The sequence below is a fragment of the Delftia sp. PX-1 genome (genome assembly GCF_055797465.1).
In genome coordinates this window covers 5,429,237-5,453,690 of record NZ_CP184763.1, presented here as the reverse complement: position 1 = coordinate 5,453,690, position 24,454 = coordinate 5,429,237, and the positions used below count along the sequence as shown (strand labels likewise).

23 protein-coding genes are annotated in these 24,454 nt (G+C 65.3%); 8 read left to right on the top strand and 15 right to left on the bottom strand.

The genetic code is table 11. From position 1 onward, the window contains the following. Positions 1 to 6 precede the first annotated feature (6 nt). The 13 genes from ACN20X_RS24935 to ACN20X_RS24875 all read right to left on the bottom strand — a co-directional run bounded on the left by ACN20X_RS24935 (position 7) and on the right by ACN20X_RS24875 (position 16,144). Entirely contained in the window at positions 7 to 876 is an 870-nt protein-coding gene (locus ACN20X_RS24935; protein WP_016451158.1) for a type II secretion system F family protein, read from the bottom strand. Then, on the bottom strand, positions 873 to 2,630 hold the full coding sequence (locus tag ACN20X_RS24930) for an ATPase, T2SS/T4P/T4SS family (protein WP_016451159.1): 1,758 nt from the start codon (positions 2,628 to 2,630) through the stop codon (positions 873 to 875). Before ACN20X_RS24930 ends, ACN20X_RS24935 begins: the two co-directional genes overlap by 4 nt. Continuing rightward, positions 2,627 to 4,870 (bottom strand): pilus assembly protein N-terminal domain-containing protein, encoded by a 2,244-nt coding sequence (locus ACN20X_RS24925; protein WP_154833682.1) that lies wholly within the window; start codon positions 4,868 to 4,870, stop codon positions 2,627 to 2,629. Before ACN20X_RS24925 ends, ACN20X_RS24930 begins: the two co-directional genes overlap by 4 nt. A gap of 36 nt (positions 4,871 to 4,906) precedes the next feature. Continuing rightward, on the bottom strand, positions 4,907 to 5,923 hold the full coding sequence (gene cpaB, locus ACN20X_RS24920) for a Flp pilus assembly protein CpaB (protein ID WP_473210003.1): 1,017 nt from the start codon (positions 5,921 to 5,923) through the stop codon (positions 4,907 to 4,909). Positions 5,924 to 5,933: 10 nt separating this feature from the next. Further along, positions 5,934 to 6,113, bottom strand: coding sequence for a hypothetical protein (locus tag ACN20X_RS24915; RefSeq protein ID WP_016447814.1), 180 nt, complete (start codon positions 6,111 to 6,113; stop codon positions 5,934 to 5,936). Further along, positions 6,110 to 6,841 (bottom strand): hypothetical protein, encoded by a 732-nt coding sequence (locus tag ACN20X_RS24910; protein ID WP_237426627.1) that lies wholly within the window; start codon positions 6,839 to 6,841, stop codon positions 6,110 to 6,112. Before ACN20X_RS24910 ends, ACN20X_RS24915 begins: the two co-directional genes overlap by 4 nt. 14 nt (positions 6,842 to 6,855) lie before the next feature. Continuing rightward, entirely contained in the window at positions 6,856 to 7,668 is an 813-nt protein-coding gene (locus ACN20X_RS24905; RefSeq protein ID WP_017406513.1) for a TadE/TadG family type IV pilus assembly protein, read from the bottom strand. Continuing rightward, positions 7,665 to 9,140 (bottom strand): pilus assembly protein TadG-related protein, encoded by a 1,476-nt coding sequence (locus ACN20X_RS24900; RefSeq protein ID WP_046238344.1) that lies wholly within the window; start codon positions 9,138 to 9,140, stop codon positions 7,665 to 7,667. Before ACN20X_RS24900 ends, ACN20X_RS24905 begins: the two co-directional genes overlap by 4 nt. Positions 9,141 to 9,152: 12 nt before the next feature. Next, on the bottom strand, positions 9,153 to 9,419 hold the full coding sequence (locus ACN20X_RS24895; protein ID WP_034363829.1) for a Flp family type IVb pilin: 267 nt from the start codon (positions 9,417 to 9,419) through the stop codon (positions 9,153 to 9,155). A gap of 750 nt (positions 9,420 to 10,169) precedes the next feature. After that, the gene (gene queF, locus ACN20X_RS24890) at positions 10,170 to 11,018 is read right to left on the bottom strand and encodes an NADPH-dependent 7-cyano-7-deazaguanine reductase QueF (protein ID WP_016447808.1); all 849 of its coding nucleotides are present in this window, start codon (positions 11,016 to 11,018) and stop codon (positions 10,170 to 10,172) included. A gap of 156 nt (positions 11,019 to 11,174) precedes the next feature. Next, the gene (locus ACN20X_RS24885) at positions 11,175 to 12,059 is read right to left on the bottom strand and encodes a 2OG-Fe(II) oxygenase (RefSeq protein ID WP_016447807.1); all 885 of its coding nucleotides are present in this window, start codon (positions 12,057 to 12,059) and stop codon (positions 11,175 to 11,177) included. 78 nt (positions 12,060 to 12,137) lie between these two features. Beyond that, complete coding sequence (gene yaaA, locus ACN20X_RS24880; protein WP_016447806.1) at positions 12,138 to 12,923, bottom strand: peroxide stress protein YaaA; 786 nt, start codon at positions 12,921 to 12,923, stop codon at positions 12,138 to 12,140. A 107-nt stretch (positions 12,924 to 13,030) separates the two neighbouring features. Beyond that, on the bottom strand, positions 13,031 to 16,144 hold the full coding sequence (locus ACN20X_RS24875; protein ID WP_047326614.1) for an Rne/Rng family ribonuclease: 3,114 nt from the start codon (positions 16,142 to 16,144) through the stop codon (positions 13,031 to 13,033). 535 nt (positions 16,145 to 16,679) lie between these two features. On the opposite strand from ACN20X_RS24875, the gene ACN20X_RS24870 reads away from it, so the two are divergent. The 4 genes from ACN20X_RS24870 to ACN20X_RS24855 are packed head-to-tail and all read left to right on the top strand — an operon-like array spanning position 16,680 to position 19,918. Then, entirely contained in the window at positions 16,680 to 17,741 is a 1,062-nt protein-coding gene (locus ACN20X_RS24870) for an RluA family pseudouridine synthase (protein ID WP_016447804.1), read from the top strand. A 24-nt stretch (positions 17,742 to 17,765) separates the two neighbouring features. Next, positions 17,766 to 18,452, top strand: coding sequence for an HAD family hydrolase (locus ACN20X_RS24865; RefSeq protein ID WP_016451169.1), 687 nt, complete (start codon positions 17,766 to 17,768; stop codon positions 18,450 to 18,452). A gap of 49 nt (positions 18,453 to 18,501) precedes the next feature. Then, complete coding sequence (locus ACN20X_RS24860) at positions 18,502 to 18,870, top strand: Rieske (2Fe-2S) protein (protein WP_016451170.1); 369 nt, start codon at positions 18,502 to 18,504, stop codon at positions 18,868 to 18,870. Position 18,871: 1 nt separating this feature from the next. Further along, on the top strand, positions 18,872 to 19,918 hold the full coding sequence (locus tag ACN20X_RS24855) for a S49 family peptidase (RefSeq protein WP_016451171.1): 1,047 nt from the start codon (positions 18,872 to 18,874) through the stop codon (positions 19,916 to 19,918). 81 nt (positions 19,919 to 19,999) lie between these two features. On the opposite strand, the gene ACN20X_RS24850 is transcribed toward ACN20X_RS24855, so the two are convergent. Next, on the bottom strand, positions 20,000 to 20,791 hold the full coding sequence (locus ACN20X_RS24850; RefSeq protein ID WP_016451172.1) for an SAM-dependent methyltransferase: 792 nt from the start codon (positions 20,789 to 20,791) through the stop codon (positions 20,000 to 20,002). Continuing rightward, a complete protein-coding gene (locus tag ACN20X_RS24845) occupies positions 20,788 to 21,408 on the bottom strand; it encodes a Maf family nucleotide pyrophosphatase (RefSeq protein WP_016447799.1) in 621 nt (206 codons plus the stop codon). The genes ACN20X_RS24850 and ACN20X_RS24845 overlap by 4 nt, the downstream gene beginning before the upstream one ends. A gap of 25 nt (positions 21,409 to 21,433) precedes the next feature. On the opposite strand from ACN20X_RS24845, the gene ACN20X_RS24840 reads away from it, so the two are divergent. From ACN20X_RS24840 to ACN20X_RS24825, 4 genes are all read left to right on the top strand, one after another. After that, positions 21,434 to 21,991: a YceD family protein gene (locus ACN20X_RS24840; protein WP_016451173.1), complete on the top strand. Its 558-nt coding sequence runs from the start codon at positions 21,434 to 21,436 to the stop codon at positions 21,989 to 21,991. 137 nt (positions 21,992 to 22,128) lie between these two features. Further along, positions 22,129 to 22,311, top strand: a complete 183-nt coding sequence (gene rpmF, locus ACN20X_RS24835) for a 50S ribosomal protein L32 (protein WP_012207072.1) — start codon at positions 22,129 to 22,131, stop codon at positions 22,309 to 22,311. A 113-nt stretch (positions 22,312 to 22,424) separates the two neighbouring features. Further along, complete coding sequence (gene plsX, locus ACN20X_RS24830) at positions 22,425 to 23,465, top strand: phosphate acyltransferase PlsX (protein WP_016451174.1); 1,041 nt, start codon at positions 22,425 to 22,427, stop codon at positions 23,463 to 23,465. A gap of 5 nt (positions 23,466 to 23,470) precedes the next feature. Continuing rightward, positions 23,471 to 24,448 (top strand): beta-ketoacyl-ACP synthase III, encoded by a 978-nt coding sequence (locus ACN20X_RS24825; RefSeq protein ID WP_016447796.1) that lies wholly within the window; start codon positions 23,471 to 23,473, stop codon positions 24,446 to 24,448. Positions 24,449 to 24,454: the final 6 nt, after the last annotated feature.

Here is a 24,454-nt window from a genome sequence, read left to right as displayed (position 1 = left end):
CGGCCTTCAGACGTCGATGGCGACGATCTTTCGGATGACATAGATGCCCATGGCCTCGAAGCAGGCGATCACGGCCAGCGCCCCCCAGCCCACGCGGGAGTGCCAGAGCATGGACATGGCTTCAGGCTCCATCCGGTCGAGGATGAGCATGAGGACGAGGGGCAGGGCGCCGACGACCCAGGCCTGCAGTTTTCCCTGGGCGGTGAGGGAGCCGATCTTGGCTTCCATTTGCAGCCGGCTGCGCACGGTGGAGGCCGTGCGTTCCATGGTCTCGGCCAGGCCGCCTCCGGTTTCGCTGGCGATGCGCATGGCCGAGGTGATGAGCACGGTGCTCTGGGTGGGCACGCGCAGGCTCAGGTGATTGAGTGCCTGTTCCAGGGATACGCCCAGGCGCTGCTCGCGCAGCATCAGCGAGAACTCCTGGCTCAGCGGCGGGCGGGATTCGGCTACAAGCTGGGCGATGGCGCTGCTCAGGCCAATGCCGGCGCGCAGGCCGCCGCTGAGCATCATCAGCGCATCGGGCAACTGCTCTTCAAACTTGCGCAGCCGGCGCTTGCGCATGTGCCGGTACAGCAGCCGGGGCAGCAGCCCCAGCGCGAAGAAGGCGGGCACAGCCAGCAGATGGCTGCCGCTGACCAGCCACACCAGCACGCCGCCCAGCGACATGACTGCCAGGTTGGCCAGGAAGAGTTTGCGCGGGTCGATGAAGAGGAAGAATTCCGCGGCCTGAAAGCCGGCGCGCTCCGTGAAGCCGGCCCGGTAGCGCCTGAGCGTGGAGCCTCCCAGGTCCAAGGCCAGCCATGTCAGCAGACCGACGCAGAGGGCGACCACGGCCGTGATCAGGGCCAGGACGGTGTCTGGCGAGAGCCCGCTCATGGCCGCTCTCCGGCATGCAGGTCCGCGCTCTCGGCGCCCGGACGGAAGATGTCCAGGTCCAGCGCATGGCCGCTGGCGCGCAGTTCGTCGTAGAAGTGGGGAACGACGTCGCAGCCGGTGAACAGGCCCTGCACCTTGGCCAGGCCGTTGGCCTGGGCGGCGTAGCCTTTGTTGGCAAAGCGGAACAGCTCCTGCAGCTGGATCTTTCCGCTTTCCATGCCGCTGACTTCGCAGATGTGGGTGACCAGGCGTGTGCCGCAGGCAAAGCGGGTCTGCTGCACGATGATGTCCACGGCGCTGGCGATCTGCTCGCGTATGGCTGCCAAGGGCAGTTCCATGCCGGCCATCAGCACCATGGTCTCCAGCCGGGCGAGCCCGTCGCGCGGGGTGTTGGCGTGCAGCGTGGTCAGAGATCCCTCATGGCCCGTGTTCATGGCCTGGAGCATGTCCAGCGCCTCGGCGCCGCGGCATTCGCCGACCACGATGCGGTCCGGGCGCATGCGCAGGGTGTTGCGCACCAGTTCTCGGATGGGCACGCCGCCCTTGCCTTCGACATTCGCGGGGCGCGACTCCAGGCTGATCAAATGCTCGTGGGCCAGCTTGAGTTCGGCGGCGTCCTCGACGGTGATCACGCGTTCGCCGGACGGGATGAAGTTGGACAGGATGTTGAGCAGCGTGGTCTTGCCAGACCCCGTGCCGCCCGAGACGATGATGTTCTTGCGGGCCTCCACGCAGATGCGCAGGAAGTCGGCCATGGCCGGGCTGAGCGCGCCGAACTGCACAAGGTCGGCGGCATTGAGCTTGCGCCTGGCGAACTTGCGGATGGTCAGCGTGGAGCCCTTGAGCGCCAGCGGCGCGATGATGGCGTTGACGCGCGAGCCGTCCTTGAGCCGTGCATCGACCATGGGCGAGGATTCGTCGATGCGCCGGCCCAGCGGTGCCACGATGCGCTCGATCACGCCCATGACGGCGCGATCGCTGGTGAAGCTCAGGGCATGCTTTTGCAGGCGCCCCGCGCGCTCGACATAGATTTCGTCGAAGCGGTTGACCATGATTTCGCTGACCGTTTCGTCGGCCAGCAATTCCTCCAGCGGCCCCAGCCCCACGGCCTCGTCCAGAACCTGCCTGCGCAGCGCGTTGCGGTCCAGCTGGGCCGGTATCTCGTCGTCCATGTCCTGCAGCGTTCTGGCGATGAGCCGGTCCGCCTCGGCGCGCAGGTGTTCGTCGGACATGCTGGAGACGTCATGGCGGCGCAGGTCCATGGTGTCGATGAGCTTGGTGTGCAGGCGCTTGCGCCATTCGAATTGCAGCGCCTGCAAGTGGGCGTCCCCGGGCTCGGCTGCCGCAGGCTCGGGCGCGTCGGCAGGCGCTGCCAGCGGCGTGTCCTGTGTGCTCTGCATGGGCGCTGTGGTGGCGGCATGCGCTGCGGCCGGTACAGGAAAAGCCGCGGCTTGCGGCTCTTCACCGCTGTTCAGGATGCGCAACTGGAACGGGCCAATGCCGATGAGGTCGCCGTTTTGCAGCGGGCCGTATTGGGCGGTGATGCGCTGACCGTTGACCAGCACGCCGCCGAAGCTGCCTGCGTCGTCGATCAGCACGCCCGAGGGGCTGGTGAAAAGGCGTGCATGCTCCTTGGCAAGGCGCCAGTTGTCCAGGCGGACTTCGCACTGGGAGCCTTTGCCGATGGAGCACATATCGGGCACGCTCAACGGCTGGTGCCGGCCGTCGGGGTGGATGATTTCAAGGTCGATCATGGGGGGCTGCCGGTTGCGGAGGTCAGGGGAGAAAGCCACTGGGTCTCGGCCCAGCCCAGCCGGTCATTGATGCGCACGGCCGAGAACTGGGCCTGCGGGGCCTGGGGCAGCACCTGCACAAGGCTGCCCACGGGCAGGTTCTGGAGGACGGGGGCGTTGATGTCGGGGGACACGCGAAGGGCAAGCCGATCAAGGCCCACACGGTAGGTGCCTGGTGCGGAGTGGCCCGTGGTGGCGCCGGATTCATGGGGCGTGAGAGCCCGGCCTTGCCGCGCCTGGCGCGCATGGGGTCCGTCGGGTGCGGGCTTCATGCCGGGGACGTGCGCGACGGGCTGCAGGCTTTCATCGCGCACCCAGCCCGTCAGGGCTGCGACCGCCACCGCGCGCCAGCCGGAGTGCGGGTTGTGGGCGGCAGATGAACCGGGTGCGGCACGCACGAAACTGCCTTGGCCCAGTTGCAGCAGGGTGTCGCTTTGCGCCCGAGGTTCGGCATGCAAGGCCAGCCCGTCATGCACCACGCGCCAGTGGTTGACCAGCGGCTGGTCCGCTGCTGCCGCGGAGGCCAGCGGGTTGCCGGTGTGCGGCAGGGCGGGCCAGTGTTCGGGCAGGGTCGCGGTGGCCGGTGCGGGCAGGGGCCGCACTGGCGCGGGGAGTTCCTGCACAGGCGCCGCGATGCTGGCGCTTGCGCTGGCCACAGGCAGGGGCGCCAGCCGGGGAGGATGCTCGGGCGCAGGGCCGGGTTCGGTCAGGTAGGGCTGGGGACCGTAGCGCTGGCCCAGGCGCGCACCGGCGTCTTCCACGCGCTGCAGCAGGCCCGGCGATCGGCTGTTGATCACCGTGGGCGTGACGAAGACCACCAATTCGGTCTCTTCGTTCTGGAATCGCTGGGACCGGAACAGAGCACCCAGCACGGGCAGGTCTCCCAGGAAGGGAACCTTGTCGACGTTGTCGCCACCCTTGCGCGACAGCAAGCCGGCCAGCACCATGGTCTCGCCGTCCTGGACGTTGAATTCGGTGAAGGTGCGCCGAGTGCTCAACCCGGGCCCCGAGGGCGTGGAGAACGATGGGTCGATGTTGCTGACCTCGCTGTCGATCTCGGCCCTGATGACGCCGTTGCGGTCCACGCGCGGCGTGATGCGCAGCTTGACGCCGTAGGGCTTGAACATGACCACGGGGCCGTAGATCGTGGCCACGGAGTACGGATATTCGCCACCGGCCAGGAACTCGGCCTTGGAGCCGTTGCGAGCCGACAGCTGGGGCTGGGCAAGAATGCTGGCCTTTCCGTCGCGGGCCAGCAGGTCCAGCTTTGCGGTCAGGCCCATGTTGACGGCGGTGAGGATGTTCAGGCCTTGGGGCAGCGGGCCTTTGTCACCGCTGTCCGGGGTGATTGGCGGGTTCTGGACGCCGATGACCAGACCGGGCTGATGGCCGCGCCGCGCCGGCGCCCAGATGCCTCCCACGCTGGCCCCGCCCTGGGCGGTCCAGCGCAAGCCGAATTCGCGCAGCTCATTGACCGGGAATTCGACCACCTTCACGTCCATGAGCACCATCTGCTCCCAGCCGATCTGGTTGGTGAAGTTGATGATCTGCGGGTAGTGCTTTCTGAGGTCTTCGATCTTCTTGAGATCGACATCGCTGAGATGGTCCCCTTCGACCACGACCTTGTCACCGATGATGGAGGCCCGCGCGTTGGGGATGGTGCTGAGAAAGGCTGCGATCTCGCGCGCATGGCGGCTTGTGTCGCCGCGCACCACATGGATCTTGACGCGCTGATATCGGCCGTCGGCGTTCCACACGAACAGCGAGGAGGTGCCGATCTCGTTGGCGAAGATGATGACCTCGCGCTCGTCCAGCGCGGCGGCCGTCAGCACCCGGCCATTGCCCACGGCAATGCGCGCCACGCCGGGGCTGGGGAAGACGCGCGATTCGCCCACGAACATCTCGATTTCCGGCACCTGAGCCTGGTCGTCCGGTTTCTGTATGGGGCGGTACGGCTGGCCCGCCGCTGCCTCGCGGCTGGGCACGCCCTGCAGCATGGGCGCGAATCCACCCGGCATGCCTAGGGACTGCGCAGAGCTTGTTGCATCCTCTGGTATCTGGGCTGTTGCCGGGCCGGCCAGGCTCCAGCCCAGGGTCAGCACGAAGCCGCAGCGCAAGGCATGCAGAAAGGGCGTTGGACTGGAGCGGGCGGACAGGGATGCAGTGTGGGCTGAACGGATGGACATTGGGATCAGGCGCATGGAGCGATGAAGAAGGCAGGAGCAGGTGAGGCGCCTTCAGCGAGGCAACGCGCTTGGCTGGATCGGGAAGGACGCAGGGAAAAGAGGAGCCTGGCCTGGTTGCAGTGCGGCTTGCAGGGCTGGCTGCACAGGCGTGGGGGCTGCGGCTGCCTCGGGCGGGCCTTCGCCGGCATCGTGGGCCTTGTCCTGGCGCAGCAGCAGGTCTTCGGGCTTGAAGTCCATGCGGCGTCCGCCATAGAGCACGGGAACGGCTCGGCCCGGTGATTGCGCTGCGCCCGCTGTCTGAATCAGGGACTGCACGTCGCCTGCCAGGCCCAGCAGGGCGGCCATGGCAGCGCTGTCTTCTTCGACAACCTCCGAGTCCTTGGGATTGCGCAGCAAGGCGGTGATCTTTCCCGCCTCGCGCGCGATGATCACGCTGCGGGCCTGCGCCTTGGAGGTGTCCAGCGTGACCGTGGAGTACTGGCGCCGCTCACCGCTTCTGGGGTCATCCACGGACCGCTGGCCGGTGGCCATGACCTGGACGTTCTGCAGCAGTGGAAAGGTGGTCTTGCGGCCTTTCTGATCCAGGGTGAGCATCAGGTCGATGGCATCCCCCGGCTCCAGCAGGCCCGAGATGGAGTTGATCTCGTCCACATGCACGGTGATGGCGCGCCGCCCTACCTCGATGCGGGCCGAGAAGGTCGGCACCTTGTCGCCTTCGAGCAGGTTCCACAGCAGGATGTCGCCGTGCTGCATGCCATGCTCCAGCGCGCGGCCTGCAATGCGGGAAAAATCCTCGGGGCCGATGGCCAGCGAGTGCGCGTAGTCGTGGGGAACGTCGCGCACGGCAATGGTCTCCTTGGATATGGGCTCGCCTTTGCTGAGATTGCGCTTGGCAACGATCAGCGGCCGGGTTTTGCTTTTTCCGCGCGCTTCTATGGCCTCCATCTGGCGATGCAGGTAACTGCGTGCAATGACGGCTGCGCCCAGGCCGATGGCCAGGGCCATGGCAAGAGCGACCCAGGTTTTGTTGGGACGCAGGGCGGTGATTCGGGCGAGTGCGGAGTTCATGGCTGACGGGTCAAATGGGCAGGGAGAGGGCGAAGCTGAACTTCTGGTAGGCAGCCTGCAGGGCGAGCAGCAACTGGTGCAGCACGCTGTTGCTGTCCACCATGCCGACGCCCAGCGCGAAGGCCAGGGCCGCGCAGACCACGGCGTACTCCACCGAGGACTGGCCGCGCAGGCGATGGGCAAGCTTCATGGCGCGGTCTCCACCGCCACGCTGGTGACGAGAACGATGCTGGTGAGGCCCAGCGCATTGCGGGAAATGACGGCCGTCGCCTCTTTGCCCGGGCCGCGCATCAGCACCGTGATGGCGCCGGTCTCAGAGCCGAACGCGTGGGCCTTGGTGTCTGTGGCGGCGTCGAAGCGGCGTTCCAGCGCATAGCCCTGCTCCTGCAGCGCCGCAGTGAGGCGTTGCGCATTGAGCGCCTCGCCGTGCCTGTTCGTGGCAACGAGATGGGTGGACAGCTGGCCACCGTCCTGGGTGTTCAGCAGGCTGGCGATCTCGGTTCCCGCTGGCAGCAGGCGCCGCCATCGGGCTCTTTCCCCCTGGCTGCGGGCCTTGCCGCTCAAGGCTGCGCGCAGGTGGGTGACAGCGACAAGGCCACGCGTGCCGCCGTCGGGGGCGGGTTCCAGTCGGATGGTGAGGTAGTGCTCGCCCTGGGCGCGGCCCAGAATGCGCTGGCCATCGCGCTGGTCGTCCATCAGGGGCTGGCCCAGGGTGCGCACAAACCAGTCGCCGGTCTGCCTGGGTGTGCTGCGGGTGGCGAAGCCGGTCAGCCGCATGGGCAGGCCGTCCAGGTCCATCTGCTGGCCGATGTGGTAGCTCCTGGCATGTTCGGGCAGCGGGATCTCGGGCCAGTTGGCCTGCGCAAAGGCATGGGTGAGCCCTGGCGTCAGCAGGCTCAGGCAGATGGAACGGAGCATGCGAGCCGTTGTCATCATTCGGCCCTGAGCCTGTCTGCCGGAACAATGTCCTGCCACTTGTCCAGGCGTCCGAACTTGGGGGCCGGCACCTCCATCAACTCGAAGACCGGTATGGCCACATCCAGCAGCGTCTCCACCGGGGAGAACAGGCTGTTGAGCGGCGCCAGCCGGCCGAACCGGTCCATGGTCTGCTCCACGGAGCGCGAGGCCCAAGGCTCGATGAGCACGCTGGTGTGGCGTGTGACGCGCAGGTCCAGTTGGTCGAAGGGGGTGTAGCTTTGGATGCCTGCGGGCAGGTTGGCCAGTGGCACGGAGATGTTGGCGCGGTAGATGCCTGGGGCGTTCAACCCGATGCGTCCGTGGTTCGCCAGAGGCACTATGCTGAAGGGTACGCCGTCTGGGCTGGCCGTGAAGGCATCTCTGTGCGCTGTGGACTGGCTTGCTCCAAAGCTGACCGAAATGTCTGAAAAGCGCGGGATCAGCGGATTGCCTGCGGGGTCCGTCCACAGCGGATTGCGGTGTGCGTCGAAGTCGCCTGCCGTATCGTCCGTCTTGATGGGGGCGTCGGGTCGGCTGAAATAGCGCCTGCGCACTTCGGCTGCCAGTTGGGCAGGCGGCTTGTAGCTGCCCGCCTCGTCGTTGTGTACCGTGGCATCGAAGGCTGCATAGCGGCTGGCCATCTGGGTGGCATGGGCAATGTCTTGGTACTTGCCGATCATGGGCATCAGCAGGAACAGGCCCAGCAGGGGCGCCGCCATGGCCAGGAATTCGACCAGGGCCTGGCCTGCCTGCCGCCTTGGGTAGCGGGCGCGGTTCAGGAGGTTCATGGGATCAGCCCTCGCTGGCGCATCTGCTGGCCAAGTACATCGGTTTGGGAGTGGATAAGGCGTACCTGCCAGTAGGGGTTGAACAGGCTGGGCAGCTCCAGCGGGAGCCCCTGGCTTGCGCCATAGCGGTTATGACGCTGTGCCAAAGGGCGTTCGAAGAACACTTCGGACGTGGCAACGGCCACCATTTCGCCTTGGGCGACCTGGCTCTGATAGGCGTTGATGCGGCTGTCTGAAGTGCTGGTTATCTGGCTGGCGCTATCGGAGGTGCGCAATTGGCTGTGCGCCCGCGACAGGCGCACGCTGAACCGCAGCGTGGGGTCGTTCTTGTCCAGTTGCGGCTGGCTCAGGTCGTAGTAGCTGGGCAGGCCGGTGTATTGGCGCCACTTGTTGGATGAGGCCTGGCTGGACGCCTTTGCGTTGGTGCGCGCACCTCCCAACCAGGCGCCTGAATCATCCTGATCCTCGGGATGGGCCTGCTGTTCGCCCCAGGCAATGGGCTCCTCCCTGAGCCGGCAGCGTGGGATGAGTCCACCCCTTCGCTGGGCGCGCCAGAAGGACTCAGTGTCTTCGGCGATCCACTCGTCGTAGTTGACCAGTTCGGTGCCGCCGCGTCGGCGCACCTCGCTTTTGCGCTCTCTCGCAATGCAGATCTCGTCTGGGCCGGGCACTTCTGCCTCGGCCGTCCAGACGCGTTCCTTGGTGAATCTGTCGCTGTGGGCCGCATACACGGCCAGCTCTGCCATGCGGCCCCGGTCCTTGCCGGTATAGCTTTGGGTAAATCCATCCAGGTCGTCAGTCAGCGCCACGGCGATGCCAGGGCCCAGGGGCAGCACCTTCACGCTGCCGTCGCCCGCGTAGTTGGCCTGGGCCACGTCCTGCATAACGCTGCGGCGAATGCTCTGCAGGTAGGAGCGGGCGTGCAGCAGGTTGTGCGCCTTCTGTATTGCCTGTTTGTTGGCCTCCACGGCTGTGACCGTATCGAATGCCAGCGACGGCACCATCTTGGCCATCTGCTGGATGTACTGGCCCGCGTACTGCACGGTGGCGTAGCACATGATCGCGTACATCTCGTTGTAGTGGAATGCAGCACCGATCAATGCGCCCCAACCGGTGTAGTCAGCACATTCGGGGAACTGCGTGGGCAGGTTCTCCGCGTGGGTCTGTGCGTATTGCGCCCACGAGGACAGGCTCACCATCTGCGCCACCAGCACCTCGTTGGCGATCAGGGCGCGATTGCCGTAGGCCTTGAAATTCATCGCCCGCGCGTGCATCACGCCGGCGCTGTAGGCCACGGCATCGGCCGTGCTGACGAGCTTGGTTTTTTCCTGGGAGAGCTGGCCGGTGTTGAACAGAAAGAACAGCGAGGCCAGTGCACCGATCAGGACAAAGATGCCGTAGATCAGTGCCTGCCCGCGTTGCCCGTCCCGCCTCCGTATCCGACCGCCGCGCAGGGTGGTGATGGTGCACATGGGCAGGCCCGCTTACTTGTTCTCGTAGGCGTCGAGGCCTTTTTCCTTGCGCTCTATATCGGCATTGCCGGCGGCGGCTTTTGCGTCCTTGATGGCCTCCTTGGCGGACTTGCCCGCGACTTCGTTGGCGATGCCCGATGTCTGGGCGCGGATGGTTTGGCCAAAGTATTGGTAGACGGCAATGGCGGCCACACCAATCAGGGCCACGATGATGATGTACTCGGTCATGCCTTGGCCGCGTTGCTTGCGAGATTGCAGTGATGTATTGAAGGTGGTCATGCAAAAGCTCCTGTGCTGGTGGAAGAAATCTGTAGGGACGTGAGCAGGCAGACGCAGGGCCGCAGCCGTGCATCGCAGAAAACGGGAAAAAGGGAAAACGCAATTCAGGAATAAGCGGGCACCAGGGCGGTGGCTGGCGGTTCTTCCGAATTGCGCATGTGCAGGGAATCAGCCGTGCCCAGGCACAGGGCCTTGGCGTCAGCGCACTGCGTCAAGGCGCTGAATGAAAGCGATGCATGGATGGTCTCTCCCTCAAGGTTGGCGGTGGACTGCCGCTTTGGCGCTGCGCGCCAGGACAGTTCTGCGTGGGGCATTGGCAGGAAAAAGGCACCTGCCTATGCCTGACTTTCAGGCGGCGATTCATTGCTGCCTGAAGTCATTTCTTGTGCCGCCAAGCCTATGAACTTTTTTCTCGCTTGTCTCTAAGACAACTCCTGACGATGTTTCTGAATGCATCGACGGAGATTTTTGCTGCCATTTCAATAGCAAGCTATTTAGTGAATTCCGTGTTTTCGACGATCCATCCGTGGCAGATAAATCGAGGCGAAATAGGCTCAAATAGGGTGATCTGAAAAGTCAATCTGAATCGATGCAGGACGATTCCTGTTTTTCAGAATTCAGGTGCGGGCCGCCGACAGGAGCCTGGGCGCGGGGCTCGATGGGCAGGAGTGCGGGCATGCCGCTGCGGCGTCGGCATGCCGGTGAAAAGCTTGAAATGACAGCCGGCCTGAGGATGGCCGGCCGCCTCTTTTACTGCCGTGCAGAGCGCACGTTGGCCGGCAGCGCGCCAGGATGGCTGGTGCGGAATGGGTTGATGTCCAGGCCGCCACGGCGCGTGTAGCGTGCGTACACCGAGAGCTTGATGGGGCGGCAGCGGGTCCAGATGTCCATGAAGATGCGTTCCACGCATTGCTCATGGAATTCGTTGTGGTTGCGGAAGCTCACCAGGTATTGCAGCAGGCCTTCCTGGTCGATCTGCGCGCCGCTGTAGCGGATCTGCACGCTGCCCCAGTCGGGCTGGCCTGTGACCAGGCAGTTGCTCTTGAGCAGGTGGCTGACGAGGGTCTCGGTGACGGGCGCTTCCTCGTGGTTGGCGTGCAGCAGCTCTGGGGCGGGCTGGTACTGCGTGCATTCCACGTCCAGGCGGTCCAGCAGCAGGCCGTCCAGTTCCTGCACCATTTCCTGGTCGAAGCGGTCCAGGCCGATGATCTTCACGCCGATGCTGCCCTTTTGCTCGCTGCCTCGCCATAGCGCTTCGGCCAGGTCGGTGCGAAGGCGTGCCTGGACTTCGGCAGCGTCGGCCAGGCGGGTGTTGTTGAAGCTGTTGAGGTAGAGCTTGAACGACTTGCTTTCGATGAGATTGGGGGTCTCGCAGGGGATCGTGAAATGCACGAGAGCCACCTGCGGCTTGCCGCGCAGGTTGAGCCAGGACAGTTCGAACGCCGTCCACAGGTCGGCGCCGAAGAAGGGCATCTGGCTTCCCTGAATGCCGATTTCCTCGCGCTTGGGCGCGCGGGGCAGGGGGAACAGCAGCGAGGGGGCGTACTGGTCGATGTAGGCAGAGCTTTTGCCCAGCTGGGATTGTTCGGGAGTGTTCATGGAAAAAGGGCCGGCCGTGCCGGCGCTGGTCAGGCCTGGACGGTCCGCGCGGAGCGCGTGGACCCAGGCTTTGAAGCTAACTGAATTTCCATGCCCGCAGGCATGGGCGGCCATATAAGGTCAATAAGGGTGGGTGCGCCCGGGTTCGCTGGCTCTTCAGTGGAATTCGCGCTCGCGCAGCCATTTGGTGGCGATCCATTTTTCGCCGGCCAGCACGGGCGCGCCGCCGTGCAGGGTGCGCGTGGAGGGGTCGGGGCGCTCATAGCTGAAGAAGACGGCGTTGCCCCGGCGCGGAACCACTTGTAGCGGCACTTCGGGAAAGATGGTGGCGCCGCCGCGCTCGGGCTCGTTCAGGTAGATGACCAGCGTGCCCACGCGCTGGCCGCCGCGCTTGAGGATGGTGGGCGTGCCGGGTTCGCCGGGCGCGAAGTAGTCGTGGTGGGGCTTGTACTCGGCGCCCGGGCCGTAGTGCAGTACCTGCAGGCCTTCGCCGTGGTCCAGCGGCCAGCGCAGCAGGCGGGCGATGCGTTCTTCCAGCTGGCGGACGATGCCGGTTTCCCCGCGCTGGAAGAACATGCCGTTGCTGGTGCGGTCGTCATTGATCTCTTCACCGCCGCTTTGCGTGGCCACGGTGAGCGAGCGCGCCATGCGCGGACGCGCGGCGGCGATGATGGCGTCGCACTCCTCATGCGAGAGCAGGTTGCCGAAGACCACGATGCGCGGGTTGCGCATGCTGACCAGTACCTGGACCTTGCGGTCGCCGACATCGATGCTGGTGGGGTCCTGGGAGAGGTCCGGCTCCGGCAGCGAGGAGGCCGAGACGACGACGGCCGGTGGCGCCGCTTCGCCTTGGTGGGGCAGGTCCAACGCCCGCCGGGCCAGTTCTTCGCTCCAGCCCACGTCGCGCATGGAGCGCAGCAGGGCCGCAGGCCCTATGCCAGATGCGCGCTGGTCGCGTACCCATTGCATGAGTTCAGGCGTGAGACCCGCCGGCAGGTCCTGCGCGGTGCTCGGGGAATCTGGTGAGGATTTGAGGCTCATGGCGTGCAGTGCGGCCCTTGCCGCAGTGAATGGACTCCAAAGGCATCGAGGCCGGGGCCGGCCGGTGGCCGGCGAGGCTCAGTCAGCGGTCTTGCGGCGGAACACCAGGCGCGCAGGCGTCGAGGAAGCTGGCGCCAGTGCGTAGCCTTCCAGATCGAAGGCTTCGAGTTCAGCCGCGCTGCGAGCGCGTTGCTGTATGGCAAATCGTGCCATCAGCCCGCGCGCGCGTTTGGCATGGAAGCTGATGATCTTGTAGGCGCCGTTCTTGTAATCCTCGAACGCGCATTCCACCACCGGGGGCTTGAGGTGCTTCAAGTCTACCGATTTGAAGTATTCCTGCGAAGCCAGGTTGACGACGACGCGCTCGCCCGCCGGCTGCCGGGCCGCGCGCTGGTTCAGGTACTCGGCAATGCGGCTGCCCCAGAACTGGTAGAGGTTGCTGCCATGCGCGGTCTCCAGCCGGGTGCCCATTTCCAGGCGGTAGGGCTGCATGCGGTCCAGCGGACGCAGCACGCCGTACAGGCCGCTGAGGATGGCGATGTGCTGCTGCGCCCAGTCCAGGTCTTCGGCGTCCAGGCTGCGCGCCTGCAGGCCTTCATAGACATCACCGTTGAAGGCCAGCAGCGCCTGGCGGGCATTGGTGGCCGTGAAGCGAGGGCTGAAGGCCTCGTAGCGCGCCACGTTGAGCGCAGCCAGCTTGTCGCTGATGCCCATGAGTTCCGACAGTTGCTGCGGCGATTGGCGGCGCAGCACTTCGATCAGCTCCAGCGGCTGTTCGGAGAAGACGGGAAGCGTGTGTGGCAGCTTCGGCGGCAGCGGTGTGTCGTAGTCCAGCGATTTGGCGGGGGAGAGCAGCAACAGCATGGCGGGACGCAAGCTCCAGGATAGAGAGGGAGAAAAGACAGATGGACGGGGGTGGCGGCAGAAACAAACAGGGGCCGCGAGGGCCCCTGTGTCGTCACTGTCTGTGGTCAGACATGGGCCACGCCCTGCGGTTGCTGCTCGAATGGCAGCTGCAGGTCGCTCAGGTCCTTGCGTGTTTCCACGAGGATCAGAGGACCGTCATCCAGCACGACCATGGGCGGGCGCTCGCGCACGACGCGCTCGGGCTGCGGTTCGGCCGCGATGGCTGCCTGCGCAGCGGCCACCTTGTCGGCATCGGAGCCCACCCATTGCAGGCCCGAGGCGGCGGCCAGCGCCTGCAGCTCGGACACGGGCAACTGGTAGGCCTGGACCTTGGGCAGGCCGCGTTCTGCGGTTGCCTCAGCGGCCTTGGCTGCAGCGGGCTCGGCTGCGGCAGAAGCAGCAGAAGCGGCAGGTGCAGCAGGTGCTGGCACGTCTGCCGTCACGGCAGGGGCCGCCACAGGGGCCGGTGCGACCGGCGCGAAGGCCGCGCTCTGCTGCTCGGGCACCGCGACGGGTTGCTGCACTTCCACAACTGCCGCAGGCTGTGCGGCCACTGGGGCTTCGGCCACGGCTTCGGGGGCCTGGACTTCGGCAGCAGAGTTGGCGGCGTTGAAGTAGCTGCGACGGGCTGGCTGCTGGTCCTGCTCGGGCACGGAGGCCTCGAAGGACTGCACGGCTTCGCCTTCGGCTTCACGCGGCGCGCGCTCTGCACGGTCACCGCGATCGCCACGCTCGCGGCGGTCACGGCCGTAGCGGTCGCGCGAACGACGCTGGCGCGGCTGCTCTTCGCCGGAGGCGGGAGCAGCGTTGTCCAGGGACTGGTCCTGCTGCTGGGCCTGGTTGTCCAGCTTTTCTTCGGACTCGGGCGCGACTTCGAACTGACGGGGCTGGCGCTCGCTGCGTTCACCGCGTTCGGCGCGATCTCCACGCTCGCCTCGTTCACCGCGCTCGCGGCGGCCTTCGCCGCGTTCCTGGCGGTCGCCACGCGGCGCGCGCTCGGGACGCTGCTCGAGGGTGCTGCCATCTGCCGCCAGGGCTGCGGAGGCGTTCACGGCCTCCAGCGGCTGGCGGTTTTCGCCGTCGCGGCTGCGCTCGCCACGGCCGCGGCGTTCGCCGCGGTCGGTGCGTTCACCGCGCTCGCCACGATCCGGGCGCTCACCACGTTCACCGCGTTCCGTGCGCTCGCCACGCTCGGCATTGCGGCGGTTGCGATCGCCACCGCCAGCCTGGCGCTCGGCGTTGGGGGCGCCGGCGCGCTCACCGCTGCGCTCGGTGCGCTCACCACCACGCTCGCCATTGCGTTCGTTGCGGCGGCCACGGCTGTCGTTGCGGCCGTCACGGCGACCTTCGCGTGCGGGGGCTTCGGCAGCCGGCACGGGCGCTGCGACCGGCGCAGGTGCCGCGCCAAAGCCGAACAGGCTCTTGAGCCAGGCAAAGAAGCCTTGTTCGCGGACCACGACGGGGGCGGCGGCCGGTGCGGGCGCTGCCGCCGTGGCTGCAGGCTTGGCGTCGCGCTGCTGGCCGTTGGCCGGGCGGTTGCGGCTGCCTTCGGGACGAGGCTCGGCAATGGGAGCCGGCATGTCCGGCAGCACACCCTTGATCATGGGTGTCTGCTTGTTGGTGGGCTCCTGCGAGCGGCGTGTCACCGTGGTTTCGGTGTCCAGCTCTTCGGCCAGCTTGTAGCTGGCTTCCATGCTTTCCAGGCGCGCATCGTCGTGCTTGAGGCGCTCGAGCTTGTAGTGCGGCGTGTCCATGGACTTGTTGGGGACCATGATCACGTTGACGCGCTGCTTGAGTTCGATCTTGGTGATCTCGCCGCGCTTTTCGTTGAGCAGGAAGCTGGCCACTTCCACGGGCACCTGGCAGTGCACGGCGGCCGTGTTGTCCTTCATGGACTCTTCCTGGATGATGCGCAGGATCTGCAGCGCAGAGCTTTCCGTATCGCGGATATGACCGGAGCCGCCGCAGCGCGGGCAGTTGATGTGCGCGCCTTCGGACAGGGCGGGCTTGAGCCGCTGGCGGCTCATTTCCATGAGGCCGAACTTGCTGATGGTGCCGAACTGCACGCGCGCACGGTCCTGGCGCAGCGCGTCGCGCAGGCGATTCTCGACTTCGCGGCGGTTCTTGCTCTCCTCCATGTCGATGAAGTCGATGACGATCAGGCCGCCCAGGTCGCGCAGGCGCATCTGGCGCGCGACTTCGTCGGCGGCTTCCAGATTGGTGCGGGTGGCGGTTTCCTCGATGTCGCCGCCCTTGATGGCGCGGGCCGAGTTCACGTCGATGGAGACCAGGGCCTCGGTGTGATCGATGACGATGGCGCCGCCCGAGGGCAGGGTCACGGTGCGCGCGTAGGCCGATTCGATCTGGTGCTCGATCTGGAAACGGCTGAACAGGGGGGCATCGTCGCGGTAGCGTTTGACGCGGGCGGCATGCTCGGGCATGACGTGCTGCATGAACTGCTGCGCCTGCTCGTAGATGTCGTCGGTGTCGATGAGGATGTCGCCGATGTCGCCGTTGAAGTAGTCGCGGATGGCGCGGATCACCAGGCTCGATTCCTGGTAGATCAGGAAGGCGCCCTTGGCCGACTTGGCTGCGCCATCGATGGCGTTCCACAGCTTGAGCAGGTAGTTCAGGTCCCACTGCAGCTCGGGCGCGGTGCGGCCGATGCCGGCGGTGCGCGCAATGATGGACATGCCCTTGGGGTACTCGAGCTGGTCCATCGCCTCCTTGAGTTCGGCACGGTCCTCGCCCTCGATGCGGCGCGAGACGCCACCGCCGCGCGGGTTGTTGGGCATCAGCACCACATAGCGGCCGGCCAGCGAGATGAAGGTGGTCAGGGCCGCGCCCTTGTTGCCGCGCTCTTCCTTCTCGACCTGGACGATCAGTTCCTGGCCTTCACGGATGACTTCGTTGATGCGGGCCTGGCTGGGGGAGACGCCTTCGGCGAAATACTGCTTGGAGATTTCCTTGAAGGGCAGGAAGCCGTGGCGGTCTTCGCCGTAGTCGACGAAGCAGGCCTCAAGGCTGGGCTCCACACGCGTGACCACGGCCTTGTAGATGTTGCCCTTGCGCTGCTCGCGTCCTTCGATCTCGATCTCGTAGTCGAGGAGCTTTTGTCCATCGACGATGGCAAGGCGCCGCTCTTCCGACTGCGTGGCGTTGATGAGCATCCGTTTCATGATGCGTTTCCTTTATTCGTTTTCTCTGGGGCGCGCCGGGGTGCAGCCTCTGCTGCCAGACCGTCACGCCTTTGACTTGTAATCAAAGACAGGCTCGCGAGGGAGCCGAGATGCCGGACTGACGCATTGAAACGAAAGGAATCGCCGAATGCCTTGCTTCTTGAGACCTGGCTCAAGTCAGCAATGGGGGCAAGGGCAGGGGGACGAGAGCGATGAGAGAGGCACGCCGTCCAGCTTCAAGCGAAGCTGCTGCACGTGCGGGGCAGGCGGGAGGCTTGGGGGCGGCAATGATCCTGGGCGCAGGCGTTTTCCTGCTCCACAGCGTGACCATCCATGCCCAAAAGATCCACATGCTCGCTTTTGATCCGCTGGCAGCGGCGGACGCCGGGTCCGACCCCTTCTGCCAGCTTGAGATTCCGTATCAGTGTTTCAATTCGTCAGCCACAACCGATGCAACGACGAACTTCGCAGGCCATCTTTTCCTGCTGTTTCGCGTGCATGACACCGGATGGCATCGACCTGCCTGTGCGGGGAAATGGTTGTTTGGACTAAACTCCATGAGAATCAACCACTTATAAATAGTTCGGCACAGGTGAAACACATTATAGAGGGCAAACCGGCAGACGACCGTTCCCTGAACGCAGCCACTGCCGCAGTGCGGCTGATCGAAGTCGATGACGATTCGGCCGGACAGCGGTTGGACAACTTTCTCATACGCCATCTCAAGGGCGTTCCCAAAACCCATGTCTATCGCATCATCCGCAGTGGAGAAGTGCGCATCAACAAGGGGCGCGTCAGTGCGGAAACCCGCGTCTCGACTGGCGATGTCGTTCGCGTGCCGCCCGTGCGCATTTCCGAAAAAGTCGCCGAAAAGGCCGAGCGGCCTGCGCCCGCCAGGGATTTCCCCAGTCTGCTGGAAGACGAACATCTGATTGCCATCGACAAGCCTGCCGGTGTGGCCGTGCACGGGGGCTCGGGCGTGAGTTTTGGCGTCATCGAGCAATTGCGCCAGGCGCGGCCGCAAAGCCGCTTTCTGGAGCTGGTGCATCGGCTCGACCGCGAGACATCCGGCATCTTGCTGGTGGCCAAGAAGCGCTCGGCGCTGACGCATCTGCAGGACCAGTTCCGCGAGCGCGAAACCGGCAAGACCTATCTGGCGCTGGTCCAGGGCACCTGGCCTGCCAACCGCAAGGTGATTGATCTGCCGCTGCACAAATACCTGCAGGCCGACGGCGAGCGCCGCGTGCGGGTGACCACGGCCGATGATCCTGACGGCATGCGCTCCGTCACGCTGGTGCGCGTTCGCAGCACGCTGGCGCCCCAGCCCCTGCTGGGTCTGCCGGCCATGAGCCTGCTGGAGGTGACCATCAAGACCGGGCGCACGCACCAGATCCGCGTGCACCTGTCCAGCCAGGGGCACCCGATTGCGGGGGATGACAAGTACGGGGACTTCGACCTGAACCGCCGGTTGCAGAAACAGGGGCTCAAACGCATGTTCCTGCACGCATGGCGGCTACAGTTCACACACCCGTCCAGTGGTGAGCGGGTGGAATTGCGCGCCGAGCTTCCCGAGGAGCTGGCCCGTTTCGCCGGCTGACGCCGGATTTGACTCCTTGCAGACATGACAACTCCTGGTTCTTCCGAGATATACCGTGCGCGCCGCTTCGACCTCATCGCCTTCGACTGGGATGGGACGCTGTCGGATTCCACCGCGGTGATCGTCAAGTGCATTCAGGCGGCCGTGGCCGATGTGGGAGGCACGCCCCCCAGCAATGAGGCGGCCTCCTATGTGATCGGCATGGCGCTGATGCCGGCATTGGCGCGTGCGGCGCCCGATGTGTCGCCCGAGAAATACCCGGAGCTGGGCAACCGCTATCGCCACCATTTCATCAAGCACCAGGACGACATCAGCCTGTTCGCCGGCGTGCTGCCCATGCTGGCGGCGCTGCGCGAGCGCGGCCACCTGCTGGCCGTGGCCACGGGCAAGAGCCGGCGCGGTCTGAACGATGCGCTGCAGGACCCGCAACTGCGCGGCATGTTCGACAGCTCGCGCACGGCGGACGAAACCGCCGGCAAGCCCAACCCGCTGATGCTGCAGGAGCTGATGGCCGAATTCGGCGTGGAGCCTGGCCGCGTGCTGATGATCGGCGACACCACGCACGACCTGGAACTGGCCCGCAATGCTGGCTGTGCCAGCGTGGGCGTGGGCTATGGCGCGCATCCCACCGACGGCTTTGGCGTGCTGCAGCCGTTGCATGTGGCGCAGAGTGTTGCGGATTTGCATCAGTGGCTGCTGGCCCATGGTTGAGTCGTCATGGCCGCGTCAGCGCGGGAATCCATGCTTGTGAGGTGCGCTGGTGACCGTTGATCGCATTGTTTTGTGTGCCAGCGAGGCCTTGCAGGAAGGTGCGAATGCCGTGCCTTTCGACGTGGTCTACGCGGGGCATGCCTGCCGCGCATTCGCCATCCGCTTCGAGGGACAGGCGCATGCCTATCTGAACCGCTGCACGCACGTGGCCATGGAGATGGACTACCAGCCAGACCGCTTTTTCGATGATTCCGGGCGTTGGTTGCTGTGCGCAACCCATGGCGCGGTCTATGCGCCGGACAGCGGCGCCTGCGCTGGCGGCCCCTGCCGTGGCGGCCTGGTGAAAATCTCCCTGAGCGAAAGCGCGGGGGTGGTGCACTGGCATACTGCCGATAACCTGAAACCCGTCGAGTTCTGACATGACTTCCCCCATACCCCCGGAAAATCCTGGCTCCGCATCGCACCCTTCCCCGGGTGCGGACCTGTGGGCCCGGGCCACGCCCGCCGCGGCGGCTGCCGATGCGCGAACGGCGGCATCGAGCGGCTGGGAGCGGGACGTGCTGGAAAAGCTGGTCTTCGCCACCATCAACGAGCAGCGCGCCTCGCGCCGCTGGCGACTCTTCGGCCGCCTGCTGTGGACGGCACTCATCCTGGTGGTCCTGTGGGTGCTGTTTGCCAAGGACACGGCGACCACGACCAGCTCCTCTCCGCATACCGCAGTGGTCGAGGTCAAGGGCGAGATCGCTGCAGGCGCCGACGCCAGCGCGGAATTCGTGGTGGCCGCCATGCGCAGCGCCTTCGAGGACTCGGGCTCGCGTGCCGTCGTGCTGCTGATCAACTCGCCAGGCGGCAGCCCGGTGCAGGCCGGCATCATCAATGACGAAATCGTGCGGCTCAAGGGCAAGTACGACAAGCCCCTGTATGCCGTGGTGGAGGAAACCTGCGCTTCGGCTGCTTATTACATTGCTGCGGCGGCCGACGAGATCTTTGTCGACAAGGCCAGCATCGTGGGCAGCATCGGTGTGCTCATGGATGGCTTCGGCTTCACGGGCGCCATGGAAAAGCTGGGCGTGGAGCGCCGCCTGCTGACGGCTGGCGAGAACAAGGGCTTCCTGGACCCGTTCAGTCCCATGTCCGAAGCACAGCGCGCCCATGCCCATCAGATGCTGGGCCAGATCCACTCGCAGTTCATCAATGTGGTCAAGGCCGGCCGTGGCGATCGCCTGCACGAGACGCCCGAGACGTTCAGCGGCCTGTTCTGGACGGGTCAGCAGGCCGTGGAGATGGGCCTGGCCGACAAGCTGGGCAGTCTTGACTACGTGGCCCGTGAAGTGGTCAAGGCGGAAGAGGTGGTGGATTACACGCGCCGCGACAACGTGGCCGAGCGCCTGGCCAAGCGTTTTGGCGCGGCCTTCGGTGGAGGTGCCGTTCAGGCGCTGCGCTCCAGCCTTCCGTCTCTGCGCTGATTTCCCTGGCGTCTGCCAAGATGCAAAAAGCCCGCCTTCTTGTGGAAGGCGGGCTTTTTTTGCTCATCGAGGAAGACAGTCTCAGCGACCGATGGAAAACACCACCGGCGTGCGGTTGTCCGGCACTTCCTTGTGCTGGCGCCATTCGCGCACCAGACGGCTTTCGATGCGGGCGCTCTCCAGTGTCAGGCCGCAGGCCAGCGCCAGGCGCGTATGGGGTTGGAGCGTCTGCAGCAAGGCCTGCCACAGCGCGGCGTTGCGGTAGGGCGTCTCTATGAACTGCTGGGTCTGGCCTTGGCGCAATGCCAGGGTTTCAAGCTCCTTGATGCGCTGAACCCGCCCGCCAGCGTCCTGCGGCAGGTACCCCACAAAAGCATAGTTCTGTCCGTTGAGTCCGCTGGCGGCCAGGGCCAGCAGCAACGACACCGGACCGATCAGGGGCACGACCCGTATGCCCAGATCATGCGCGGCGCGCACGATGGAGCTGCCGGGGTCGGCCACGGCAGGCATGCCGGCTTCGCTGACCAGTCCCATGTCGTGGCCCAGCAGCAAGGGGGCGAGCAGTGGCTTGGCATCGAAGACCGCCGCGCCCTTGTCGCCGTGGTCGCCCTTCTTGTGGGCCTCGCGCGGCAGTTCTGTGATCTGCTGGGTTTGCAAGGGCTGGGCCAGGGCGTGCAGTGCGTCAATGCGCTTCAGGTAGGCGCGCGTGCTTTTGGCGTTTTCGCAGATCCAGTGGGTCAGGCGTGCAGCGGTGCGCAGTGTTCCATCGGGCAGGACCTGCGTCAGCGGCGTTTGCTCGTCGCAGCCGAAGTCCAGCGGCGCGGGCACCAGATAGAGCGTTCCTCTGGTGGGTTGGGTTGCAGCATCGTTCATGGCAGCACGGCTCCTGCGGCGCGCAGCAGCTGGCAGGTGCGGATCAGCGGCAGGCCGATCAGCGCCGTGGGGTCGTCGCTGACGATGGCATCCAGCAGCGCGATGCCCAGTCCTTCGCTCTTGGCGCTGCCTGCGCAGTCATAGGGCTGTTCGGCGCGCAGGTAGCGTTCGATCTCCGCGTCGTTGAGATCACGAAACCGGACCTGGACGGTGACCACATCGGTCTCGGCAAAGCCGCTTTCCCGGCAGACCACGCTCACGGCGGTGTGGAAATTCATCTGGCGCCCGCTCATCTGGCGCAGTTGTTCGGTGGCGCGCTCGTGGGTGCCGGGCTTGGACAGCGGCATGCCATCCAACTCGGGTACCTGGTCGGAGCCGATGACGACGGCGCCCGGGTGCAGCGCCGCCACGGCCTGTGCCTTGGCCAGGGCCAGTCGCAACGAAAGTGCATGCGGTGTTTCGCCGGTCAGCGGTGTCTCATCGACTTCCGGGGACACGGTCTGGAATGGTAGTTGCAGCCGCTCCAGAAGTTCGCGGCGGTAGCGTGAGGTGGAGCCAAGGATCAGGGGGCGTGCCAGGCCGGGAGCCTGGGCTAAGGCGAGGTGGGAAGCTTGCATGCCCGGATTCTCTTACACTGCCCGCATGAGCAAGGAATTTTCTGCGGTCCGTCTCGATGTTCGCGCTTTTGCGCAATCGGCGGGCCATCTCCAGGGTCAGTCGGCGCTTTCGGCCTTTCCTCGTCTGGCCGAGGATGCGCAGCCGGATGCCGCTGATGGGCACGGCGAGGTGCACTGGCAGGCTGACGGCGAACTGGTCGAGCAAACCGGCGGTTCGGGCCAGGTCTGGCTGCATCTGCAGGCCGATGCTGTCGTTCCGATGGTGTGCCAACGCTGCCTCACTGTGGCGCTCATCTCCCTCCAGGTCGATAGGTCTTTCCGCTTTGTTGCGGACGAGACCACGGCCGAGTCCGAGGATGACGAGAGCGACGAGGACCTGCTGGTGCTCAGCCGCGAATTCAACCTGCTTGAACTCATAGAGGATGAGCTGCTCATGGAGTTGCCCGTGGTGCCACGCCACGACAGCTGCCCCGAGCCGGTGAGCATGCAGTCCAGCGACGCAGACTTCGAGCAGGCCAGCGAGGACAAGCCCAATCCATTTGCCGTGCTGCGCGGGCTGGATGTGGGCAAGTCAGCCGACTGATTGCGATGTCCGGAAAAAAGGCCGAGGCCGGGAAAAGCGATTGCGCTATAATCAAGGGCTTCGCGCGAAACCCCCTCGTGTCTTTAATGGGCTGATCGCGTTTTTTACCAACCCTTTTCAGATACACAGGAGCCATCATGGCTGTTCAGCAGAACAAGAAGTCCCCCTCCAAGCGCGGTATGCACCGTTCGCACAACGCACTGAATGTGCCTGGCATTGCCGTGGAACCCACCACCGGCGAAACCCATCTGCGTCACCACATCAGCCCCAACGGCGTGTACCGCGGCCGTCAAGTGCTGAAGAACAAGTCCGAAGCCTGATCTTCGACCGTTCCCGCAGGGCCCGCGGCTACAGTTTTCGTAGCGCGGGCTTTTGTTTTTTCTGATGGTTGCTCCTATCTTTCCAGGCCTTGCAACAGGCTTGCCAGTCGCACATGATCACTTTGGCCGTTGACTGCATGGGGGGTGATCACGGCCCCCGCGTCACGCTTGCGGCGTGCCGCCAGTTCCTCGATTCCCACCCCGATGCCCGGCTGCTGCTGGTTGGCCAGCCCGATGCGCTGGCTGGCTTTGCGCATGAGCGCGCCAGTGTGGTGCCGGCCTCGGAAGTGGTCGGCATGGATGATCCGATCGAGATGGCGCTGCGCAGGAAGAAGGATTCCTCCATGCGCATCGCCATCCAGCAAGTCAAGGATGGCGCGGCTGCCGCTGCTGTGTCGGCTGGAAACACGGGTGCGCTGATGGCCATCTCGCGCTACCTGCTCAAGACGCTCGATGGCATTGATCGCCCTGCCATCGCGCCCCAGTTGCCCAATGCCAAGGGCGAGGCCACCACGGTGCTGGACCTGGGTGCCAATGTGGACTGCTCGGCCGAGCATCTGCTGCAGTTCGCCGTCATGGGCTCGGCCCTGGTGTCTGCCCTGAACAACGAAGAGGCGCCCTCGGTGGGTCTGCTCAACATTGGCGAGGAGCAGATCAAGGGCAGCGAGGTCATCAAGCGCGCTGGCGAACTGCTGCGCGCGGCCGGCAAGGCCGGTCATCTGAATTTCTACGGCAACGTCGAAGGCAACGACATCTTCAAGGGCACGACCCAGGTCGTGGTCTGTGATGGCTTTGTGGGCAACGTGGCTCTCAAGTCTTCCGAGGGCGTGGCGTCCATGATCTCCAATGCCCTCAAGCAGGAGTTCAAGCGCAACATCTTCACCAAAATGGCGGCCATCGTTGCCTATCCGGTGCTAACTGCTTTGATGAGGCGCGTGGATCATCGTCGCTACAACGGCGCGGCGCTGCTGGGCCTTCGCGGGCTGGTCTTCAAAAGCCATGGATCGGCCGATGCCTTGGCTTTCGAGCACGCGCTGAAGCGCGCGTATGATGCGGCCCGCAACAACCTGCTCGACCGTGTCCGTACCCGTATCTCCGCAGCCCTGCCTCTGTTGCTGGCTGCGCAGTCGGAATCGGGACCGTCGGCGCCCTAATACAGATGAGACGCTACGCACGCATCACCGGCACGGGCAGTTACCTGCCACCCCGCCGACTCACCAATCACGATCTGGCAGCCGAACTGGCCCAGCGCGGCATCGAGACCTCGGACGAGTGGATCGTCGAGCGCACCGGCATCCATGCCCGACACTTTGCCGCGCCAGAAGTGGCCAGCAGCGATCTGGCCTTGGAGGCATCGAAGAAGGCGCTGGAAGCCGCCGGCTGCCAGCCGCAGGATATCGATCTGATCATCGTCGCCACATCGACGCCGGACATGGTCTTCCCGTCCACGGCATGCATCCTGCAAAACAAGCTCGGCGCCAATGGCTGTGCGGCCTTTGATGTGCAAGCCGTATGCAGCGGCTTTGTCTACGCCCTCACCGTGGCCGACGCCATGATCCAGTCCGGCGCTGCGAGCCGCGCGCTGGTGGTGGGCTCCGAAGTATTCAGCCGCATCCTGGACTTCAACGACCGGACGACCTGCGTGCTGTTCGGTGACGGTGCCGGAGCCGTGGTGCTGGAGGCGTCCGAGCAGCCAGGCATCCTGGCTTCCGACCTGCATGCCGACGGCAAGCATGTCGGCATCCTGTGCGTGCCAGGCAATGTCTCCGGTGGCCAGATCCTCGGTGATCCGCTGCTGAAGATGGATGGGCAGGCCGTGTTCAAGCTGGCGGTCGGCGTGCTGGAGAAGGCTGCTCGCGCCACGCTGGACAAGGCAGGGCTCACCGATGCCGACATCGACTGGCTGATCCCCCATCAGGCCAATATCCGCATCATGCAAAGCACGGCGCGCAAGCTCAAGCTGTCCATGGACAAGGTGGTGGTGACGGTGGACCAGCATGGCAACACGTCGGCTGCCTCGATCCCCCTGGCGCTGGACCACGGCGTGCGCAGTGGCCAGGTCAAGCCCGGTCAGACCGTGCTGCTGGAAGGTGTTGGCGGCGGCTTCACCTGGGGCGCGGTACTTCTCAAGATGTGATGCGGG

What these genes read in the sequence shown, in the direction of transcription:
- ACN20X_RS24935 (WP_016451158.1), bottom strand. Translation starts at nt 876, where the DNA reads ATGAGCGGGCTCTCGCCAGACACCGTCCTGGCCCTGATCACGGCCGTG.
- ACN20X_RS24930 (WP_016451159.1), bottom strand. Translation starts at nt 2,630, where the DNA reads ATGATCGACCTTGAAATCATCCACCCCGACGGCCGGCACCAGCCGTTG.
- ACN20X_RS24925 (WP_154833682.1), bottom strand. Translation starts at nt 4,870, where the DNA reads ATGCGCCTGATCCCAATGTCCATCCGTTCAGCCCACACTGCATCCCTG.
- cpaB (WP_473210003.1), bottom strand. Translation starts at nt 5,923, where the DNA reads ATGAACTCCGCACTCGCCCGAATCACCGCCCTGCGTCCCAACAAAACC.
- ACN20X_RS24915 (WP_016447814.1), bottom strand. Translation starts at nt 6,113, where the DNA reads ATGAAGCTTGCCCATCGCCTGCGCGGCCAGTCCTCGGTGGAGTACGCC.
- ACN20X_RS24910 (WP_237426627.1), bottom strand. Translation starts at nt 6,841, where the DNA reads ATGCTCCGTTCCATCTGCCTGAGCCTGCTGACGCCAGGGCTCACCCAT.
- ACN20X_RS24905 (WP_017406513.1), bottom strand. Translation starts at nt 7,668, where the DNA reads ATGAACCTCCTGAACCGCGCCCGCTACCCAAGGCGGCAGGCAGGCCAG.
- ACN20X_RS24900 (WP_046238344.1), bottom strand. Translation starts at nt 9,140, where the DNA reads ATGTGCACCATCACCACCCTGCGCGGCGGTCGGATACGGAGGCGGGAC.
- ACN20X_RS24895 (WP_034363829.1), bottom strand. Translation starts at nt 9,419, where the DNA reads ATGACCACCTTCAATACATCACTGCAATCTCGCAAGCAACGCGGCCAA.
- queF (WP_016447808.1), bottom strand. Translation starts at nt 11,018, where the DNA reads ATGAACACTCCCGAACAATCCCAGCTGGGCAAAAGCTCTGCCTACATC.
- ACN20X_RS24885 (WP_016447807.1), bottom strand. Translation starts at nt 12,059, where the DNA reads ATGAGCCTCAAATCCTCACCAGATTCCCCGAGCACCGCGCAGGACCTG.
- yaaA (WP_016447806.1), bottom strand. Translation starts at nt 12,923, where the DNA reads ATGCTGTTGCTGCTCTCCCCCGCCAAATCGCTGGACTACGACACACCG.
- ACN20X_RS24875 (WP_047326614.1), bottom strand. Translation starts at nt 16,144, where the DNA reads ATGAAACGGATGCTCATCAACGCCACGCAGTCGGAAGAGCGGCGCCTT.
- ACN20X_RS24870 (WP_016447804.1), top strand. Translation starts at nt 16,680, where the DNA reads ATGGTTGTTTGGACTAAACTCCATGAGAATCAACCACTTATAAATAGT.
- ACN20X_RS24865 (WP_016451169.1), top strand. Translation starts at nt 17,766, where the DNA reads ATGACAACTCCTGGTTCTTCCGAGATATACCGTGCGCGCCGCTTCGAC.
- ACN20X_RS24855 (WP_016451171.1), top strand. Translation starts at nt 18,872, where the DNA reads ATGACTTCCCCCATACCCCCGGAAAATCCTGGCTCCGCATCGCACCCT.
- ACN20X_RS24850 (WP_016451172.1), bottom strand. Translation starts at nt 20,791, where the DNA reads ATGAACGATGCTGCAACCCAACCCACCAGAGGAACGCTCTATCTGGTG.
- ACN20X_RS24845 (WP_016447799.1), bottom strand. Translation starts at nt 21,408, where the DNA reads ATGCAAGCTTCCCACCTCGCCTTAGCCCAGGCTCCCGGCCTGGCACGC.
- ACN20X_RS24840 (WP_016451173.1), top strand. Translation starts at nt 21,434, where the DNA reads ATGAGCAAGGAATTTTCTGCGGTCCGTCTCGATGTTCGCGCTTTTGCG.
- rpmF (WP_012207072.1), top strand. Translation starts at nt 22,129, where the DNA reads ATGGCTGTTCAGCAGAACAAGAAGTCCCCCTCCAAGCGCGGTATGCAC.
- plsX (WP_016451174.1), top strand. Translation starts at nt 22,425, where the DNA reads ATGATCACTTTGGCCGTTGACTGCATGGGGGGTGATCACGGCCCCCGC.
- ACN20X_RS24825 (WP_016447796.1), top strand. Translation starts at nt 23,471, where the DNA reads ATGAGACGCTACGCACGCATCACCGGCACGGGCAGTTACCTGCCACCC.